Source organism: Seleniivibrio sp., assembly GCF_021209385.1.
Classification (GTDB): Bacteria; Chrysiogenota; Deferribacteres; order Deferribacterales; family Geovibrionaceae; genus Seleniivibrio.
Window position 1 is genome coordinate 81,585 of sequence record NZ_JAJOIL010000021.1, and the last position, 18,908, is coordinate 100,492.

Annotated in this window: 19 protein-coding genes; 13 read left to right on the plus strand and 6 right to left on the minus strand. The window is 46.8% G+C overall.

The genetic code is table 11. From position 1 onward, the window contains the following. Nucleotides 1-4 precede the first annotated feature (4 nt). On the minus strand, nt 5-469 hold the full coding sequence (locus LRY47_RS06090; protein WP_295223470.1) for a YbaK/EbsC family protein: 465 nt from the start codon (nt 467-469) through the stop codon (nt 5-7). A 225-nt stretch (nt 470-694) separates the two neighbouring features. Here LRY47_RS06090 and LRY47_RS06095 point away from each other — a divergent pair, with 225 nt between their 5' ends. Next, complete coding sequence (locus LRY47_RS06095) at nt 695-1,822, plus strand: MFS transporter (RefSeq protein WP_295223530.1); 1,128 nt, start codon at nt 695-697, stop codon at nt 1,820-1,822. On the opposite strand, the gene LRY47_RS06100 is transcribed toward LRY47_RS06095, so the two are convergent. Then, on the minus strand, nt 1,810-3,234 hold the full coding sequence (locus LRY47_RS06100; protein ID WP_295223471.1) for a PLP-dependent aminotransferase family protein: 1,425 nt from the start codon (nt 3,232-3,234) through the stop codon (nt 1,810-1,812). The genes LRY47_RS06095 and LRY47_RS06100 overlap by 13 nt on opposite strands. A gap of 395 nt (nt 3,235-3,629) precedes the next feature. Between LRY47_RS06100 and LRY47_RS06105 the strand changes: the two genes are divergently transcribed. From LRY47_RS06105 to LRY47_RS06125, 5 genes are all read left to right on the plus strand, one after another. Beyond that, on the plus strand, nt 3,630-6,347 hold the full coding sequence (locus LRY47_RS06105) for a molybdopterin-dependent oxidoreductase (protein WP_295223472.1): 2,718 nt from the start codon (nt 3,630-3,632) through the stop codon (nt 6,345-6,347). Between the two features lie 12 nt (nt 6,348-6,359). Beyond that, the gene (locus LRY47_RS06110) at nt 6,360-6,968 is read left to right on the plus strand and encodes a 4Fe-4S dicluster domain-containing protein (protein WP_295223473.1); all 609 of its coding nucleotides are present in this window, start codon (nt 6,360-6,362) and stop codon (nt 6,966-6,968) included. Nucleotides 6,969-7,022: 54 nt separating this feature from the next. Then, on the plus strand, nt 7,023-7,652 hold the full coding sequence (locus LRY47_RS06115; protein WP_295223474.1) for a molecular chaperone TorD family protein: 630 nt from the start codon (nt 7,023-7,025) through the stop codon (nt 7,650-7,652). A 16-nt stretch (nt 7,653-7,668) separates the two neighbouring features. After that, nucleotides 7,669-8,901 (plus strand): OprD family outer membrane porin, encoded by a 1,233-nt coding sequence (locus LRY47_RS06120; protein WP_295223475.1) that lies wholly within the window; start codon nt 7,669-7,671, stop codon nt 8,899-8,901. Between the two features lie 347 nt (nt 8,902-9,248). After that, complete coding sequence (locus LRY47_RS06125) at nt 9,249-10,502, plus strand: aminotransferase class V-fold PLP-dependent enzyme (RefSeq protein WP_295223476.1); 1,254 nt, start codon at nt 9,249-9,251, stop codon at nt 10,500-10,502. Here LRY47_RS06125 and LRY47_RS06130 read toward each other — a convergent pair. The 4 genes from LRY47_RS06130 to LRY47_RS06145 form a co-directional block, all read right to left on the minus strand. Next, nucleotides 10,471-10,890, minus strand: coding sequence for a rhodanese-like domain-containing protein (locus tag LRY47_RS06130; RefSeq protein WP_295223477.1), 420 nt, complete (start codon nt 10,888-10,890; stop codon nt 10,471-10,473). The genes LRY47_RS06125 and LRY47_RS06130 overlap by 32 nt on opposite strands. After that, entirely contained in the window at nt 10,887-11,411 is a 525-nt protein-coding gene (locus LRY47_RS06135; RefSeq protein ID WP_295223478.1) for a YeeE/YedE thiosulfate transporter family protein, read from the minus strand. The genes LRY47_RS06130 and LRY47_RS06135 overlap by 4 nt, the downstream gene beginning before the upstream one ends. A 5-nt stretch (nt 11,412-11,416) precedes the next feature. Next, a complete protein-coding gene (locus LRY47_RS06140; protein ID WP_295223479.1) occupies nt 11,417-11,941 on the minus strand; it encodes a YeeE/YedE thiosulfate transporter family protein in 525 nt (174 codons plus the stop codon). Nucleotides 11,942-12,042: 101 nt separating this feature from the next. Beyond that, nucleotides 12,043-12,936, minus strand: a complete 894-nt coding sequence (locus tag LRY47_RS06145; protein WP_295223481.1) for a LysR family transcriptional regulator — start codon at nt 12,934-12,936, stop codon at nt 12,043-12,045. A gap of 106 nt (nt 12,937-13,042) precedes the next feature. On the opposite strand from LRY47_RS06145, the gene LRY47_RS06150 reads away from it, so the two are divergent. From LRY47_RS06150 to LRY47_RS06180, 7 genes are all read left to right on the plus strand, one after another. Next, the gene (locus LRY47_RS06150; RefSeq protein WP_295223483.1) at nt 13,043-13,456 is read left to right on the plus strand and encodes a universal stress protein; all 414 of its coding nucleotides are present in this window, start codon (nt 13,043-13,045) and stop codon (nt 13,454-13,456) included. Then, entirely contained in the window at nt 13,453-14,670 is a 1,218-nt protein-coding gene (locus LRY47_RS06155; protein WP_295223484.1) for an MFS transporter, read from the plus strand. Before LRY47_RS06150 ends, LRY47_RS06155 begins: the two co-directional genes overlap by 4 nt. 142 nt (nt 14,671-14,812) lie before the next feature. Beyond that, entirely contained in the window at nt 14,813-15,433 is a 621-nt protein-coding gene (locus LRY47_RS06160) for a MotA/TolQ/ExbB proton channel family protein (protein ID WP_295223486.1), read from the plus strand. Next, nucleotides 15,420-15,857, plus strand: coding sequence for a biopolymer transporter ExbD (locus LRY47_RS06165; protein WP_295223488.1), 438 nt, complete (start codon nt 15,420-15,422; stop codon nt 15,855-15,857). The genes LRY47_RS06160 and LRY47_RS06165 overlap by 14 nt, the downstream gene beginning before the upstream one ends. Nucleotides 15,858-15,890: 33 nt before the next feature. Continuing rightward, nucleotides 15,891-16,595, plus strand: a complete 705-nt coding sequence (locus tag LRY47_RS06170) for an energy transducer TonB (protein WP_295223489.1) — start codon at nt 15,891-15,893, stop codon at nt 16,593-16,595. After that, a complete protein-coding gene (locus tag LRY47_RS06175; RefSeq protein WP_295223490.1) occupies nt 16,592-16,753 on the plus strand; it encodes a Com family DNA-binding transcriptional regulator in 162 nt (53 codons plus the stop codon). Before LRY47_RS06170 ends, LRY47_RS06175 begins: the two co-directional genes overlap by 4 nt. Nucleotides 16,754-16,849: 96 nt before the next feature. Further along, nucleotides 16,850-18,904 (plus strand): TonB-dependent receptor, encoded by a 2,055-nt coding sequence (locus LRY47_RS06180; RefSeq protein WP_295223492.1) that lies wholly within the window; start codon nt 16,850-16,852, stop codon nt 18,902-18,904. The last annotated feature ends 4 nt before the right edge of the window (nt 18,905-18,908 follow it).

The following is an 18,908-nucleotide window of genomic DNA, read 5'->3' on the forward strand; positions in this document are numbered from 1 at the left end:
CGGTTCAGAATTTGCCTACGTTTACCCACGCTGATGCGTCCGAATATTTTTCGAGTTCGGCGATAGACAGCTCAATACCGCTGTTGCTGCTTCCGCAGGCAGGGAAGACAGTTTTGAAACGCTTAAGAGATTCATCCAGATACACCTTTACGCCATCTTTCACTGCAAACGGGCAGACTCCGCCCACAGCATGTCCTATCTGTGCGAGAGCTTCGTCAGGGGAGAGCATCTTTGCCTTTGTGTTGAACTGAGCTTTGAATTTAGGGTTATCCACCCTTGCGTCGCCTGCCATAACAACAAGAACAGCTCCTTCCGGTGTTGAAAAAGAGAGCGTTTTTGCTATCCGCTCCGGTTCACAGTTAAGGGCTGCTGCGGCAAGTTCAACAGTTGCGCTTGAAACACTGAATTCCTGAATACGGTCTTCAATTCCGAATCCGGCGAAGTATTCTTTCACTTTTTCTATGGACAAAACATGCCTCCTTGTCTTTTTTCCAAATCCGGTGAATAATATATTACATGTTTGCGGGTATTGGCAAATTTATACTGCCCCGCACAGCAGAATTCTGGACAAATAATTAAATATAACTATAATACCGATACACAAATCTTCCTTCTTAGTTCTATGTGGGGATAAAATGTTAAAAATAAATTCAGCTTCCCGCTGATAATACTTGCCACCATATATCTGGCAAGTATATCCGCGCCTTTGAATCAGTTTAAAGTTCCCCCTGTAATGACAATACTGATGGCGGAACTGGGCATCGATCTTTCAAAGGCAGGGCTTATGATGTCTGTCTTTGCTCTTGTTGGTATATTTATCTCTCTGCCGTCCGGCTACATTGTCGGTCGAATGGGGTTAAAACTTTCGGGCATAGTGGCGGTTGCATCCCTTTTCGTTGGTTCGTTCATAGGCTGGTTTGCGGAAAACACCTCGTCTATGCTTACCAGCAGAGTTATAGAGGGAATAGGCATGTGTCTGATATCCGTTGTTGCGCCCGCGGTGATAGCGGCCTGGTTTCCGCCAGAAAAACGCGGGATGCCTATGGGAATCTGGTCTACATGGGTTGCGCTTGGCAGTATAGTGATGCTGCTTGTTGCGCCGCTCCTTAACGGCTGGCTTGGCTGGAAATCCGTATGGGGAATGACAACTATATATACTGCGTTCATACTTGTTCTTATGGTGTACCCTTTCCGTATGCCGCGTATAGATGAGGCGCCCCACTATTATGCAGGCGGGGAGCATCATGTCAGTATAAAGGACGTTTACCTTACGCCCGGAGTATGGATACTCGCTCTGATATTTATGATTTTTAATATAATGGTCATTGCTGTATGCTCCTTCACTCCGGTTTATCTTGAATCGGAGTTCGGATACTCAAAAGAGCGCGCATCCGCCATCACAAGCTTTTTCCTGATATCTTCATTAGTGACAGCTCCAGCGGCAGGAGTTCTTATACATAAGTTCAGGTTCTACAGAGGGGTTCTTTTCTTTAGTTTTCTTGCCCTGAGCCTTACGATAGTTATACCGTATCACGTCAGCGGCGTTCTTATTCCCATCTGTCTGTTTCTTGTTGGTTCTGCGGCGGGGATGATAGCGCCTGCGACCTTTTCGGCTGTGCCGGAGATAGTTAAAGACCCGAAAGCGGCAGGGGTAGGTATGTCTATCGTTGCATTCGGTCAGTATCTCGGCATGTGTCTTGGACCATTCCTCTTCGGCGCCATAGCGGAAAAGGCAGGTTGGGAGATGGCTTCCTACTCACTTGTTCCCGTGCTGCTGGCAGGTGCTGCTGCGGCGTATTTTCTCAGGATTCATCCGCGGTAATTTTCATTTACCAGGTCTCTCAGCCGGATGATGGTTTTTTCGATGTCCTGTTCCTGAATTGACGCAGGGCACAGAAGAATGTGGCTTGTGTCGTTCTTGTCGAAGAAGTAGCCTGGGTAGACGTTTGTTATGAGTTCCCTTTTGGAGAAGATGTTTTTAAAATTTACATCGGGAAAATCCAGCCAGAAGTGGAAATTACAGTTTTTTTCAATCCAGAAGCCTCTGCTTTTCAGGTGTTTTTCGCACAGGGCAAGGGTCAGCTCCTTTCTGCTGCGTATAAAAGCGCTGATGTCCTCTGTCATTTTATAGATATTTCCGCTTTTTATCATTTCATCGGCAAGAAGCTGCATTGTAAAGTTCGGTTTCACTCCTGTCTGTATGAACACGTTGCTAAGATGTTCGATAATGAACCTGTCTGCCACTATCCACGAAAGCTGAAAATCATAAGGGTGGCATTTCAGCAGGCTGCCCAAATAGATTATGTTATCGTTTCTGTCAATGGATTTCAGCGGGTTGAGCGCCGGTCTGTCGTGCCATATGTTGCTTGAATGGTCTATCTCGACCAGCGGAACACGGTATTTCTGTATAATGTTCATGATCTCCTGCCGGCGACGTTTGCTCATTACAACGCCTGTTGGTGCCTGATCCGTCGGATCAACATGAACTATCGGGCAGCATTTGCATTTTATAAGCTTCTTTTCAAGCTCAACGGCGGACATCCCGTGTTTGTCCATCTTAACGGGTATCATGTTCATACCGATTGAATGAATGTTTGATATGGTGTTTATTATATTGGTGTTCTCATAAAGAAAGTTCGAGTTTGCGTTAAGGAGTGATTCGTAAACATAGAAAAGTCTCTGTATGGTTTCGGAAGAGATCAGAATGTTCTCTGCCTTAGTTTTTATACCCAGTTTTTCCAAGTGTTTTCTGATGGATTCCCGCAGTGAAGTCAGTCCGTATTTTGTCAGCTCCGGTGCTGTTTTGCCTGCACTTATCCTTTCGGAAGCTCCCCGCATTGCGTCCACAAGATATTTTTCCATATGAAAATCGCTGCTGAGGCTGAAATTTGTCAGTCCGTCGGATTCACCCCAGTGCCTGTATTCATATACGCTGGTTTTGTGTCTTGCCATGCGGGTGTAGTCGTTCCAGTTCACTCTTCCGTTTTCAAGGTTATAGTTGATGAAATAGCCTGATTTCGGGTGAGAGGTGAGAAGCCCTTCTCTCTGAAGTTGTGAAAAAGCAGATATCAGCGTTGTTTTGCTGACGTTCAGCGAGTCCATAAGTGTCTCTCTGCCTGGCAGTTTCGTTCCGTTTTTCAGATCGCCCATTTTTATTTTCGCTCTGAAATAATCAGCAAGCTGCATATAAATCGGTGATTTCAGGTTTGTATCCGGTTTCCAGCTAAACAGCATTTTGTCAACCCCTTGTTGTGTCAATACTATGTTTGAATCATAATAATTGTGTATATCGTTATTATATTGCTCTGCATACGTTATTGTAAAGGGACTAGTTGAGACATAAACATAGAGACCAGTCTGACAAAAAAGCATCTTGGATATCAAAATTATCTTACAAAAAACACATTGTTTATATGCGAGCTTTCAGATTTTGCATAACGGTATAATTGGCTTATATATTACATTTTTTTAATTAAACTCTGTTTGAATTGTTCTTTAAAAAGACTGTTTTTATCTTGTGTTCTGGGCGCTGGTTAATTTCATTTTCTGGACCTTTTTACCTCAGTGTTTATCTGCGATATTTCCGTCAGAAACAGCTGGTTCTTTTAATTCTATAATGAGGTGCATTAATGAGACAGATTACACTTAGCAGAAGATCTGTTTTAAAGGCTGCCGGTATTGCCGGTGCCGCATCGATGATGGGCATCAATCTCAGCCCTGCACATGCGGCCGAAGCGGCGGCAAAGGACAGAACCGAACAGCTTCTTAAAGACGGGTGGCACTTTGGACACTGCCGTATGTGTATGAGAGGTACATGCCCTAACCTTTACAAAGTTAAAAACGGTGTGGTTGTGGAGATCATGGGTAACCCCAATACTCCCACAAGCAAAGGCGCACTCTGCGCGAAAGGTCAGTCTATCATCCAGAACCTTTACAACCCCTACAGGGTAAAAGCACCCATGAAAAGAACCAACCCGAAGAAAGGTCTTTCAGAAGATCCTATGTGGGTTGAAATATCATGGGAAGAGGCGATGAGCACCACTGCGGGTGTTCTTAAGAAGGTTCGCGAGAGAGACCCCAGACGTTTCATTTATCAGGTTGGCTTCGGCGATATGGATTTCTTCTGTACTTTCATGTTTTACTTTGCCGGTGCGTATGGCACACCCAACTATATTAAAAGTAACGGAACTCTCTGCGTTCTTCACTATGCTTCCGACCTTGTTCACGGTGTTTTCCCCGGTGTTAAACCCGACGCGACTTATGCGAAATATATCCTTGCAATGGGCATGAACCTCGGCATGGGTATCGCATCTTCCGACGGCGGCGTAAGAGGTCTCCTTGACAGAATAGTATACGAAAAAGATATCAAAGTTGTATGTGTCGACCCCCACTGCGGTCCCGACGCATCCAAAACAGAGTGGGTACCGATCAGACCCGGCGGAGAGCTGGCGTTCATGATGGGTGTTATCCACAGTATGATGTATGAAGTTAAAAAACTTGACTTTGATTTCCTTGCATGGCGCACAAACAGCCCCTATCTGATAGGACCCGACGGCTACTATGCAAGAGGAAAAGACGGCAAACCGCAGATACGCGACGCTGCCGACGGCAAAATCAAATCTTTTGACGATAAAACTCTTAAAAACCCTGATATCTACGCAGAGAACGTCATGGTCAACGGTGTCAAAACCACCGCTTCATTTGTTCTTGTTAAAAAGGGATTCAAAACTAACACTCCCGAATGGGCTTCTAAAATATCAGGTATCCCCGCGAAAAAGATACGCGAGATCGCAAAGGACTTCATCGACAATGCAAGTATCGGTGAAACAATCGAGATGGTCAACGGCAAGGGCGAAAAACTTGTTCTGCCGAAAAGAACATCTGTCTGCGAAGGAAAACGCGGTATCAAAAACATGAGAGACGGCGTTCCCGCTGACCTTATGACTAAAATCATGAACATGCTGGTGGGCTCCATCGACGTACCCGGCGGTATGCTCGGAACTCAGCGCGGACCGTACCTCAGCCCCGATCAGGACGGTGTTGTTGCTCCCAAAGGCGAAGCACGCTACAGAGACCCCGTGTATCCGCCCCAGCACGTCAACCTTTCCGAATATTTCCCGCACAAGCACACTCTGCCTACACTGGCATACAGAGTTGCGGCAGACCCTAAAAAATACGGTCTGGAGTATGAAATAGACGCTCTCCTTGTTGTGGGCAGTAACCCCATCGCAAGTACAACAGAGCCTTACATGGTTGCCGATTCAGTGGCTAAGATTCCGTTCACGGCTACAGTGGCTTATCACTATGATGAAATGGCGCATATGTCAAACGTACTGCTGCCCTGCCACGCGCTCCTTGAAAAAGAATCCGTAAACTGCTACGAAGGCGCGTTCGACGTTTATACAAAAGAAACAGTTACCAAAAAAGTTATGATGTACAGAGAACCCTTCACGCCTGTCTATAACTCCAGACAGCCTCAGGATATCATCATCGAACTTTGCGAACGCATCGGTATGATCGACGACTTCAACGCCAACGTCAACAAAACAGGCGTAATGCTCGGCGAAATTACCTTCGCGCAGCTTGAAGACAAGGACAAACTTGTTCCCGGCAAACGCTACACCATCAGAGAAATCTGGGATAAAGGCGTTCGCGCATATTTCCACAAGTCGCTGGAAGATATGAAGAAAGAGGGTATGCTGGTAATGGATCTTGCTGCTGCGGATGCATACAACTCTTCATGGTTCAAAAAAGGCGAAACAAGACACCCTATCTACTTCGAGCGTCTTAAAAAATCTGGGGACGGACTGCGTAAGTTCTTCACCGAATACAAAGACAAAGTCTATATTCCCGACTTCGATATGGAAGATCAGCTTCAATACTATGAAGCGGTCATCAAATGGCGTCCTAAAAAACTCACCGAAGTTAAGAAGGGCGACAAATATGACATGATCTCCATTAACTGGAAGACCCCAACCTCTCCCATGAGGATCGGCGGTAATGACCAGATGCCCTATCTGAACGAAGCGAGCGGAACTTTTGACCCCACATACGGTAAGCTCTCCATAAACACAAAGACTGCCAAAGAGAAAGGCATTAAAGAGGGAGACACTATCTGGGTCGAATCCGAGAACGGAAAGATCAAAGGCGAGGTACACGTTACCGAGCTTATCTTCCCGGATGTTGTGGGAGTTGCCGGTGCTTTGGGACGTCTTGTGGACAGTCTCGGCAAAAAAGCTGCTTCATATCCGATGTACAACAAACTGACCAACGCGAAAATATCCGACTGCTGCGCTGTGGCTATCGGTGTTTCAAACTCGGTTCCGGTCAGAATCTACAAAGCGTAACGGGAGGATGCAATGAGATACGCAATGATCATAGACAAAAGAAGATGCTATGCCTGTCAGGGATGCACGGTAGCATGTAAAGTCGCAAATGCAACGCCTCCGGGAACGTTCTGGACAAAGACGCTTTCCATTGAGAAAGGTAAGTTCCCCAACGCTCATATGGAATACATGCCCCTGATATGCAACCACTGCGACAACGCACCCTGCGTTAAGGTATGCCCCACAAAGGCTTCCAAAAAGCTTGCGGACGGAACAGTTCAGGTTACAGCTTCCGAATGTATCGGATGCCAGATGTGTATGGAAGCATGCCCTTACGGCGCAAGATATTTCAACAGCGAGGAAACTCCTACATACTGGAGCGAAGTCGGCAAACAGAACCAGTATGAAGCTGAGAGGATGAAAGAGCACGTTGTCAACACTGTTGACAAATGTACTTTCTGCGCACCCAGACGCGAAAAAGGTCTTCCCCCTGCCTGTGTTGCAACATGTGCAGGCGTGGCAAGAATATTCGGTGATCTGGACGATCCGGAAAGCGAAGTTTCCAAGATGTTCAAGAAATTCAAACCGAAACCCTATATGCCCGAAAAAGGCACAAAACCGAGGGTTTTTTACATCGACTGATGAATCACGGTGCGGCGGTGACAACCGCCGCACATTACTGAACCGGAGGTTTACATGAGCAGTGTACTTGAAACAAAGACAATAGCGGCAGAGAACGAAGCGGAAGTTTTCACTCTTCTGGCTGCTTTTTATAACATCAATCCCGACCAGAACTGCGTTGCCGCAATGCGCAATATCGACATTGAGGGAATCTGCGATGAAGATGTCAGGGAGTGTTTCAGAAAGATAACAGATTATGCAAAGGATACCGTGGCGGGAGAAGAGAGCGAGTCGCTTCTCGATCTTAAAAGAGACTGGACTAAGCTTTTCCGGGGGGTTTCTCCCGAATACGGTCCCAAAGCTCCGTATGAGGCTCTTTATGTCGGCGACAAAGGTACACAGCTCTTTTCTGAGCTGACACAGCTTTATCTGGACGAAGGTTACTGCGGATATTCAGACCTTAAAAACCGTCAGGACTATATCGGCATATTGCTTGAGTTTGCAGGTTTTCTTGCACTTCTGAAGGTGAATGCCCTTAACTGCGGAAATACGGAAGAATATGACAGACTGACCGGATGTCTTGAAAACTTCGTCGGCAAACACATCGGCAACTGGTTCCCCATGTTTTATGAGGAAGCGGAAAAACATGTGAAAACAGAGTATTTCAAGGGCGTTTTAGACCTTACGATGCTCATGCTCGGTTAAGACATAAGGAGATAATATGAAAAGAATACTTACAGCGTTAATTCCGGCAATGCTGCTTACATTTACAGCTTTTGCCGCTGATAACGTAAAAGACATGTTCACACAGGGTTCTGTGAGAGGCGACATAAGATTTCTGGATTTTACAAGGGACTTTGAAGGCAGCACAAGCACAAGAGGCGATATGGCAGTGGGCGGACTTCTTTATTACAAAACCGCACCCCTGAAAGGTATCTCTTTCGGTACTGCTTTCGGTACCGTTAACGACGTTGACAGCAACGACCACCATACCGTATACGGCACGCTTCAGAAAGATGACAACGGCGATCACCAGAGCTTCAGCCGTATGCAGGAATACTACATTCAGGGTGAGTATTTTGATACGGTAGTGAAATACGGTGCTCAGGAAATCCGCACACCCTTTATGGAAGTGCATGACCTGCGTATGCTCCCCAGAACCTATAAAGGTCTGTCAGTTATAAACAACAGCGTTGACAACCTTACCCTGTCCGCGTACTACATCACAGATTCAATGGGATGGAGCGACGATCATTTCATCTCTCTTTCAGAAGCTGTGGCAAACGAACCCGGCGGCGCATCAACTATTGATGACGAAAAAGCAATGATCATACTCGGCGCTTCATACAACGTTCCCGTTGAAGCTGTTAAAACAAACGTTCAGGGATGGTACTACACAATGGATGATGTCTATAACCAGACATTCTTCAAAGTAGCTCTGTCAAAAGATTTCAATGGTTTTACTCTTTATGCCAAACCCTCTGTTCTGTGGCAGAAATCTCAGGGTGATGAACTGAACGGCGATCTTGACACTCATCAGTACGGTATCAGCGGCGGTATCAAAACCCTCGGATTCGACGTTACTGCTTTCTATGCGAAAACAGGCGACGACGGCATAGTTGCTCCATGGGGTGATGAAAAGGCTATAATCCAGCAGATACTTGCAGCAGGCAGAGCTGAAGAGAAAGCAAAAGCTCTGAAAGTAGGCTACGACTTCGGCAAACTCGGCGTTAAAGGTCTCAGTGCATATGTGTTCTATGCCGACTATGATGTTCCCTCATCAACAGGTCAGGACATGTCTGAAATGGACTACAGCGTGCAGTATGCATTCTCCGGCGCCCTTGACGGTTTCGGAGTAAGAGCCAGATATGCCGATATCAAAGTTGACGGCGGCGAAGATTATAACGACACAAGGTACTATGTAACTTACAAATTTGCATTCGGAAATAAATAAACAATACTTTTCTCATCGTCTATGCGTAGGATAAAACGATCCTGTAGGTAACGCGTAAACGAGACGACCTCCATTTATGCAGGGCGGAAGATTCCGCCCTGTTTTTGTTTTTGGTACCTTACTTTATTAAGATTCTGGTACTTTTAATATTTATGTTTAAAATGTATTTTATTCCCATAATATAAAACAACTATGACCCGAGTTTCCGTCGCATGAGACAAAGGGTTTTAGCCTCCATAGAAAACAGGATGTTCGTGGCAGACATCCTGTTTTTTTACATTCTTGTCCCTTTCCGTATTTTTCATCTGGTACTGTGTCTTTTTGATGAGTTATAATAAAGTTTATATATGAGCAAAGATAATAATGTTTCATTCAGACATCTTGTCGTAGGCTGCGGCAATGATGTCAACAGTATAAATTTTGATAATGCCGCCACAACGCCTCCTCTTGTGAGCGTTATGGATGCCGTGCGGGATTTCGCCTGCTGCTATTCCTCTGTCCACAGAGGCTCAGGCAGACGTGCGGATCATTGCTCCGGCGTTTACGAACAGACCAGAGCGGATGTTCTGCGCTTCATGGGCGCCGATGAAAACACGCATACCGCCCTTTTTACAAAGAACACCACCGAAAGCCTCAATTTACTTGCTAATACTATCCCCACGAATAAAAAGACCGTTATCGTAACGGAGATGGAACATCATTCAAATGATCTGCCGTGGCGCAGACGTTTCAATGTCGTACATGCTATGACCGACAGAGCGGGCAGGCTTGACCTGAACAGTCTGGAATATCTGCTTAAAAAACACAGAGGCGATACTGCCATGGTGTCTGTAACAGGGGCTTCCAATGTTACAGGCTTCACCAATCCGCTCAGAGAGATATCTGCCATTGTCCACGATTATGATGCGGAGCTTTGCGTTGACGCGGCACAGCTTGCACCGCATAAGGTTATTGATATGACCGCGGACGATATAGATTATCTCGCTTTTTCAGCCCATAAGCTTTATGCGCCGTTCGGAACCGGAGTGCTTGTAGGCAGAACCGGAACTTTTGAAACCGCTTTCCCGTTTATGGCGGGCGGCGGCACAGTTGATATTGTTACAAAAAACAGCGTGTTGTGGGGCGTTTCTCCGGCAAAATTTGAGGCAGGAACTCCTAACCTGATGGGTGTGGTTGCACTTGGTGCGGCAATGAAAACGCTTTCCTCCGAAGGTCTGGCGAGTATCTATGCCCACGAGTCTGCGCTGACAGATTACGCGCTGGACAGACTTGAACGGATTGACGGCGTGCGCCTTTATTCAGACAGAAAAGGAATCGGTGTGATAAGTTTCAATTACAAAGATATATTTCATGCCGATCTTGCGACCGCCCTTTCGGCGACAGCGGGTATAGATGTACGCAGCGGTTGTTTCTGCGCCCAGCCATATGTTCAGAAACTTCTGAACATCTCATTGTCCGATATCGCTTTAAACCTTACTGACGGAAATCTGAGACGTCCGGGAATGGTGCGTATCAGCTTCGGGATGTATAATGGTTTTGAAGAGGTCGACAGATTTTGTGATGCGCTTATCAGCATCCGTGGGGTATCTCGTTCTGAATAGGGTATCCTGCGTTTATCCATGAATTTATTCCGCCGCTTAAGAAACGTACGGTTTTGCCGGGATATCTGCTTTTTATCATCTGTGAGGCAAGAGCCGCCTCTTTTTCGTCATTGGCAAGCAGCACTATTTCGTTATGTCCGTTTATTTCGTCCATTCTGTTTTTGAGATACTGCATAGGGAGATTAATTGATTTTGGGATGTGAACAATAGAGTATTCCAGATATGTCCGCAGGTCGTAATAAACAAATTTTGAAGACTTTCCCATCATCGCTGAAAGCTCCGGTGCCGATATAGAAGCCTTATTATTACGGTTGACCTGTTCCGGCGAGGAATATGAGATGCTTTCAGTGCATATTGCAAGTAAAAGGATAAGAAGAATTGTTCTCATATATCAAATTTCCTTGTGATGAGAAACGCGGATGCGGCTATTATTAACATCTCGACGGAGAACATCCAGTGTCCGGCACCTGTGAGCTGTTCCAATGTGAGACCTTTGCTGAATCCTATCGCACTCAGTTTCAGGAAATACGGATTAAAGGAGTAACCGAACAAAACCCCGCCTGTAAGAAATCCCAGAACTCCGGGAACAAGATAATCTATATTGCCCTGCCCTATTCCGGTTATGAGCGTGCCTGGGCAGACCCCTGCAATTGCCATTCCTATGCCCAGTATCGCGCCTCCTATTATGTTGCCGAGTGCATAAGTGTCCGGCATTGAAGATGCTGATAGCATGTTTTCATCGGCGAAGAGAGATATTGTTATCATTCCGAAGGCTATAGCGGACACCATGAATTTCAGCATGGTGTTGTCCCTGAAAGTAAATTGCCCGATGACCTTATAGCTGTGACCAAGCCCTGTTCTCTGAAGCAGAAAACCGAAAATAAAGCCTATTATAAGCGGTAAAAGCATACAGATCACCTCAGCCTTTTCATTATTAAAGCGGTGGGAACTGCGGCTGCAAACGCGGCTGCAAAAAATAGAAAGCCTGCCGGTGACTGCTGGATTATGCCGGAGATGCCAAGCCCGCTTGTACACCCGCCCGCAATGCTGGCGCCGAACTCTACAAGTATCCCGCAGAAGAATATCGTCAGCCATCTTTTAATTATGTCAGAGCGCGAACGTCCGCGCATACCCTCATCGGGAGTGAGCCGCAGTTTGAAATCGGACGACAGATATGCCGCAGTGAAAGAACCCAGTATCATTCCTGTAAACTGGATAAGCTGGAAGGATATCACGGGCGGTTTAACAAATTTAAAATAAAGAAGATCCTGCCATGGCATGTTCAGATATTTGCCTGCGAAGCTTGCAGCGGTTATGAAACCTCCGGAAGCTCCGAGAACGGTTTTACCGTAAACACAGCAAAGTGCGGCAAGCAAACCCGTAAGCGCACCTGTTACCCATGGTGTCCATGTTTTGGCAGTCAGTACCCGTGATATCATCCCTCCTCCCTTTTGCTGAGCTGTTCTGATTAATTTTGCTCAATAAACAGCTTTATTAAAAGGTCCAGATAGCTGAAATCAGAGGGTACCAATTTTTAAGGTTATTTCAGACTGTAGCCCTTTGCAAAATAGGTTTTCGCATGGTTGATGAATTCCTCCGCAGAAGGAGGCATATATCTGTCTGTCACCCATGACAGCCAGATCCCCCGTTCGCATTTGAAATCGTTTATATGCAGGCACGACAAAGACGAAACATCCACAGTGTCCAGCCATGAGGCAGGGATAAGAGTATTACCGAAACCTTTTCCGGCAAGCTCGCATATTATATCGGGTGTCGTACACTCGAAAGCTATTTTCGGGCTTATCTTCATCTTTTTCAGGAACGAGTCTGTTATCCTGCGCAGTCCTGTTTCGTTTGAGTGATAGACCAGCGGTTCATCCGCTATTTCAAGCAGACTGGCGGAACCTTTCCCTGCAAGTCGGTGGTTTTTTGAAACGGCTATGAGTATCTCGTCGGAAGCCTGCCTGTGACATTCCACACCCGCTTCGTCAATGGGCAGTATGGAAACGCTGAGGTCAATCTCTCCGTCAAGAAGGCTTTTCAGTATCTTCTCATGGCTTGTTATCTGTATCAGGTTGAACAGAATGTTCGGATGAACCCCCAAAAATCCGGTGAGAAGTTTCGGCATTATCCGCGCAACTGTGGAACCGATGGTTATCCTGTTCTTCCGGAGCTTCGCCATGTCGGTAAGCTCCCTCTGTGCCTGCTCCATCTCAACGAATATCCTGCGCACCCTCTTTTCAAACATCCTGCCGAATTCGTTCAGCATTATCCTCTTGCCCTTGCGCTCGAAAAGTTCGACACCAAGATTTTCTTCCAGTCTGGAAATGGTCTTGCTGAGCGAAGGCTGGCTGATATTCAGTTCGTTCGCCGCATGGGTGATGTTTTCGTACTCCGCAACAGTAAGGAAATATCTGAGCTGAATGTATTCCATATGATACCTCCTAATAGCTTAAAAGTTATATTATCATGATAAAATATGTATTTCAAATTATTAATGACAGATGTTATATTATTGCAAAACACAAGGGGGACTGACCATGTGGTGTAAAAGAATACTGGTTGCTTATGACGGTTCCGCGGCGGCTGACCTTTCTTTGAGAAGGGCGATTGCTCTTGCCGATACCTGCGGTGCCGAGATAATGGCGATTCATGTTGTTGTCGGCGCGCCTTCGGCGGAGCTTTCGGATTTTTACGATCAGGATCTGGACATAGAGACCAATGCGCTCACAATCCTGAACAATTTCAGGGGTCGTCAGAAGTTCATGATGATAGCCGGAATGTCTCCTTCCTATGCCATACTTGAACAGGCGGAAAAGACTGAAAGTGACATTATCATAATGGGCAGCCGCGGTTTGACAGGTATCAAAGAATATCTGGGCAGCGTCAGCCATGCCGTTGTTCAGCACGCGAAAGTGCCTGTTATGATAGTTAAGGAGCAATGCGCAGTATGAATTCTCAGAAAGTCTTTACCAAAGACTTTATCTTAGGAGCGTCGGTAAATTTCCTTCTGATGCTCTGTTACTTTATCCCAATGATGGTGATGACACTGTATGTTACAGAGTCATTAGGAGGCTCAATCGGCGAGGGCGGACTTGCCGCCGGACTTTTCGTTATCGGCGCGCTGATATCCAGAATGTCCTGCGGAAAATGGATGAACATCACAGGCAGATGGAATCTGCTTTTTTATGGTTCGCTTGTCTGTTTCGGCAGCGTTCTGCTCTATTTCATAAGCAGTAACCTTTATGTGCTTTATGCAGTGCGGCTGATACATGGTATAGCTTACGGAGCGTCGGCAACTGCTGTCGGAACCATGGTGGCAGGAATGATACCCGCCGAGCGCAGGGGCGAAGGACTGGGTTATTACCTGCTCAGTATCACTCTGGCATCAGCAGTGGGTCCGTTCATAGGTATGTTCATCATAGCACACGGCGGATTTAATATGATATTTTCCGTTTGTGTCGCCACCACCGCGTTGAGCGTTGTCGGTGTCGTGTTTATGAGCAGAGATAACGAAGTGCTGGTTGCTGAAAAACAGCCGGCTGCCGAAACCCGCGGCGGACTTTCAGCATATTTTGAATTTGCCGCTTTGCCTATCAGCTTCGTATGTCTGGTAATGTATTTCTGCTATTCAGGTGTTATGGCGTTCATTACACCCTTTGCAAAACAACAGGGGCTTACGACCGCCGCATCAATGTTCTTTGTCGTCTATTCCGTCGTGATACTGGTCTCCAGACCGTATACCGGCAGACTTTTTGATACGAAAGGCGAAAATGTTTCCATGTACCCGTCCTTTGTGGCTGTTGCGGCGGGGATGTGTATTTTAGGTGCTTCAAAGGGCGCCGTGGGTGTGCTTACGTCTGCGGCGCTTATAGGCTTCGGCTTCGGTGTTGTCCAGTCATGCGGACTTGCCATCGCCGTAAAGCTTACTCCGCCGGACAGACTTGCTCTGGCGAACTCAACCTTCTACGCTTTCGTGGATGCGGGCGTCGGCATGGGTCCCCTGATTCTGGGGCTTGTGATCCCCGCTACCGGATATAAAGGAATGTATTACCTGCTGGCTGTGATATCCCTTCTTTGCCTCTTTCTCTATTATTTCACACACGGCAGAAATGCCGGACAACCGCAGATCGCGGAAGAACCTATTCCGCAATATAAAGCTGTCTGACACAAGCATAAAGGGCGGCATCCTGTGCCGCCCGATACCATTAACTTCAGAATTTTTACATGCCCGTCTTTAACATCTCAAGCTTGACATTGAATTATATTATTGATATTGAAAATCAGTATCTAATTTTACAGGAGGAGAGATGGACATAGCAGATATGATGCAGAAGGGCGGAATAATGATGTATCCGCTCGCAGTCTGCTCTGTGGTACTGCTTGCGGTGTTTCTGGAACGGCTCTGGTTTTTCACCGCGAACAGAGGCAGAAAACAGAACTATGTGGATGCGGTGCATCTTGCCGTGGAGGGTAAGCCGGAAGATGCTTTGAGATGTCTGGAGGGTGCGAAAGGCGAAACCGAACGCGTATTCGCAGAGGCTCTGCGCCACGCACAGGTGAGCAGGCACGATATGGAACATATCGTCACCAACAGAGGCGTTCAGGAACTCCAGCGCTTTGCCAAGCATCTCCATGTTATGGAACTTATCGGACGTGTTGCGCCCATGATGGGGCTGTTCGGTACTGTTCTGGGTATGGCGGCGGCGTTCCGCACCGTGGCTGCATATAAGGGTGCAGTTGATCCGGCGCTCCTTGCAGGCGGCATATGGGAGGCGCTTTTAACCACCATAGCAGGGCTTTTCGTAGGTATCCCCGCGCTCATCGTGTACCACTTTTTTGAAAAGAGTCTCCACACCAAGGCGGTAAATCTGAAAGTGAAGGGCGAAGAAATGGTGCGGGTTCTGGAGCGGATGCATGATAGACTTTGATATATTCCATAAAAAAGACAGTTCGCCGGACATGACACCGATGATAGACATGGTGTTTCTGCTATTGATCTTTTTCCTGCTGACCTCCGTGTTCAGCCTTCCCGCGGTTAAAACGAAACTGCCCGAAAGCAGTACGGCGCAGCAGGTGAAACAGGATGAGCTTACCGTAGTTGTTAAATCGGACGGGAGTGTATATCTGAATGATTATCCTGTGGATGACATACATTTGAGGATGATGCTCGGCAAAAAACTTGCTGCAGCGGACGAGAAGATTGTGAACGTTTCCGCTGACGAAAGCGTAGATTTCGGGAAGATAGTAAGGGTCATGGATATTGCGAAGGAATCCGGTGCGGAATCGGTGGCGTTTCTGACAGATAAACGTTCGGATGAACAATCTTCAGAAAAACCGCATATTTCGTATTGACACTATCGGGAGATAATGATAATCAGTATCATTATGGAAATACGGTATGAGGATGGTATAAAGTACAGCTCGGCAAAGGCATATGCTCTCTGCATCCTGTTTTCACTGGGGCTGCACTTCTGGCTGAGTACTTTCAGCCTTCAGGAACAGGTTGACAGAAAAGAGGAGATCATGCGGGTTCTGCTGAAACAGAGACCCGTTGTTCAGGAGTCTGTTCCTGTTGTTCCGGAACCTGTGAAGAAACCGACACCTGTTCCGCAGAAACCAGTTCAGCAGGTCAGACCGATTGAAGAACCTGTTGTTAAAGAGACTGTTAAAACTCCTGTTGCCGAACCTGTAAAAGTTCCGGTTCAGGAGGCAGTTCCTGTGGAACCTGTAAAACCTGCTGTGTCTGTTCAGAAACCTGTTGAGGTTCCCATGCCGAAGCCTGTTGAACCTATTGTGCAGCAGCCTGCTTTCGACTATTCAGGTTATCAGAACAGGCTTGGCGGAAGGCTTGAGAGCAATAAGAAATACCCATACATGGCTCGCAGAAAGGGTATGGAGGGCGTTGTCCGTATAAAAGCGGTGATAGGTGCCGACGGTTCGCTGGTTGCATCTTCCGTTTTTCAGTCCAGCGGGTTCAGACTGCTGGATGACGAGGCGGTAAAACTTATAAGGTCTGTTTTCCCGTTTGAGAAAGGTTCGGGTGAACAGTTCAGCGTTATAATACCAATAAATTACAGGCTGACAGAATGAAAGGAAACACTAACGAGGTTATCCCCCTTTTCACAGAGGAGATCCGGTGCCGAAGATGCGGCAGGCTGCTCATGAAAGGGCATGTTCGGGCTGTTGAAGTGAAATGTCCGAAGTGCGGATACATACAGGTCATAGCGGCAGTGACAACAAAAAAATGACGCATCCCGAAAGCAATTAACGGCTCTTTTTAAGAGCTGTCCGTAAATAATTCAGAGAATCTTAGAATTCCAAAAAACCAACAGGAGATGTTTTGTATGACAGGTAAGAAACTGTTAATGTTTCTCTGCGCTCTTATGGTGTCCGTTTCCGCTATGGCGGCTGACACAACGCAGCTGAAACAGAATGAGGTTCTCGTTACGGCGACAAGAACGGAAAAAACGGCAGCCGAAGTTCCCATGACCCTTTCCGTTATCACGGAGGAGGAGATAACAAAATCCGGAGCGATGACGCTTGCCGATCTTCTTAAAGATATCCCCGGCGTTCAGCTTACGTCCACCGGTTCCGCAGGTATATTCCGCCTCAGCCTCAGAGGTGAGGGCGCTTCAAGAACGCTTGTTATGATAGACGGAGTAAAGATATCCGAACAGAAATCCATGGACGGTGCGCCTCTGCTGGTGGATATAAATTCCATTGAACGCGTTGAAGTTATCAAAGGCCCGGCTTCAGTTCTTTACGGATCAGAAGCGATAGGCGGTGTTATTAATATCATCACAAAAAAAGGCGGCGACAGGATAATTCAGGGTTCTTTCACCACGACTTACGATTCCGGTACGGAAGGAACAAGCAATTCGCTCTCTCTGTATGGCGGGTACAAAGGTTTCTATTACAGAATGGAGGCAACAGGCACCGATCAGGGCGACCGCAAGGACTCTGACGGCGACAAGGTTGATAATACAAAGTTTGAAAGCACCAACTACAGAGGCGTTGTAGGGTTTAAGAATAAGAAATACGACATAGGTGTCGAGCATACCGTCTATCGCTCTGACAACGAGGTCAAGACCGGATACGAAGATGCTGACATCACTGCCGGCGACATGAAAATGGAGATGGATCTTCCCGACTGGGACAGGGATAAAACTCAGGCGTATTTCGAGATGAACAACGAAGGCTCCGTCCTCAGCCGTATTCGTATAGACGCGTATACGCAGAACACCTATAAAAAGTTCATAAACAACATGTACATGATGATGGGACCCATGAGCACGCAGTATCTTTCCACCACAAAGAACGATCTGGATTCCGTGGGTTTCAACGCTCAGGCGAACTTCAGCTTTACTGATTCAAACCTGCTTATCGCAGGTGTTGAATATATGAAAGACGACCTTGAGGCGAAAGAGAGCATACTCAATTTCATGGCGACCTCTTACACCAATTCCACAAGCGACGCAAACCAGTCTTCATGGTCTGTTTTTGTACAGGACGAGCAGGTGCTTGCCAGTGATTTCGTCCTGACGGGTGGTCTGCGTTACACCAAAACGGATACGGAGCTTGAAAGCACAAACAAAAGCGGACAGACTCCAGGCAGTTCGGATACAGACAGCACAGTGGGAAGCCTTTCGCTCATGTATAACGGCGTGAAAAACACCGTGTTCCGTGCGCAGGTTGCCACAGGCTATAAAACACCCAACCTTCAACAGCTCTATATGGGTACAACCCACGGCAGCAGCACACCTACAAAATCCAACAAAGATCTTGATTCCGAAACAAGCACCAACTATGAAGTGGGTGTTCGCTATGCGGGAAGCGGTCTGGATGCCGACGTTGCACTGTTCTACAGCAAAGCGAAGGACTACATAACAACCCAGAAGGTTGTCGATTCAACCACCACCAGCGGATATGCGAATTTATACACCAACGTGGACGAAGCAACTACCAAGGGTCTTGAGCTGGTTTTAGGCTACACTATTGCGGATTTTCGCCCCTATGTTGAGGCGACTATACTGAAACGCGATTATGACTATGGTACCTACAGCACCACAAAAGTAGGCAGCCCTGACAAATATGCAAGATACGGCGTTGAATATAACAGAAGCTTCGGCAAAAACATTGATTTTAGCGCGGATGCATATGTCAGATATGCGGAAACTTCCGAAACTGAAGATTCAGCAGGCGATATCACAAGCGATGCGGGTTTCCACACATACAACCTGTCAGTCTCTGGTTCATACACTTTCGACAGCGGACGCAGGATGACGCTCTCCGCGGAAGCACTTAACCTGAACAATGAAGACTATTACCTTGCGGGTGCGACTGAATCTCTGGTTGAGCCAGGCAGACACTATGTGCTGAAAGCCGGAATAGAGTTTTAAGGAA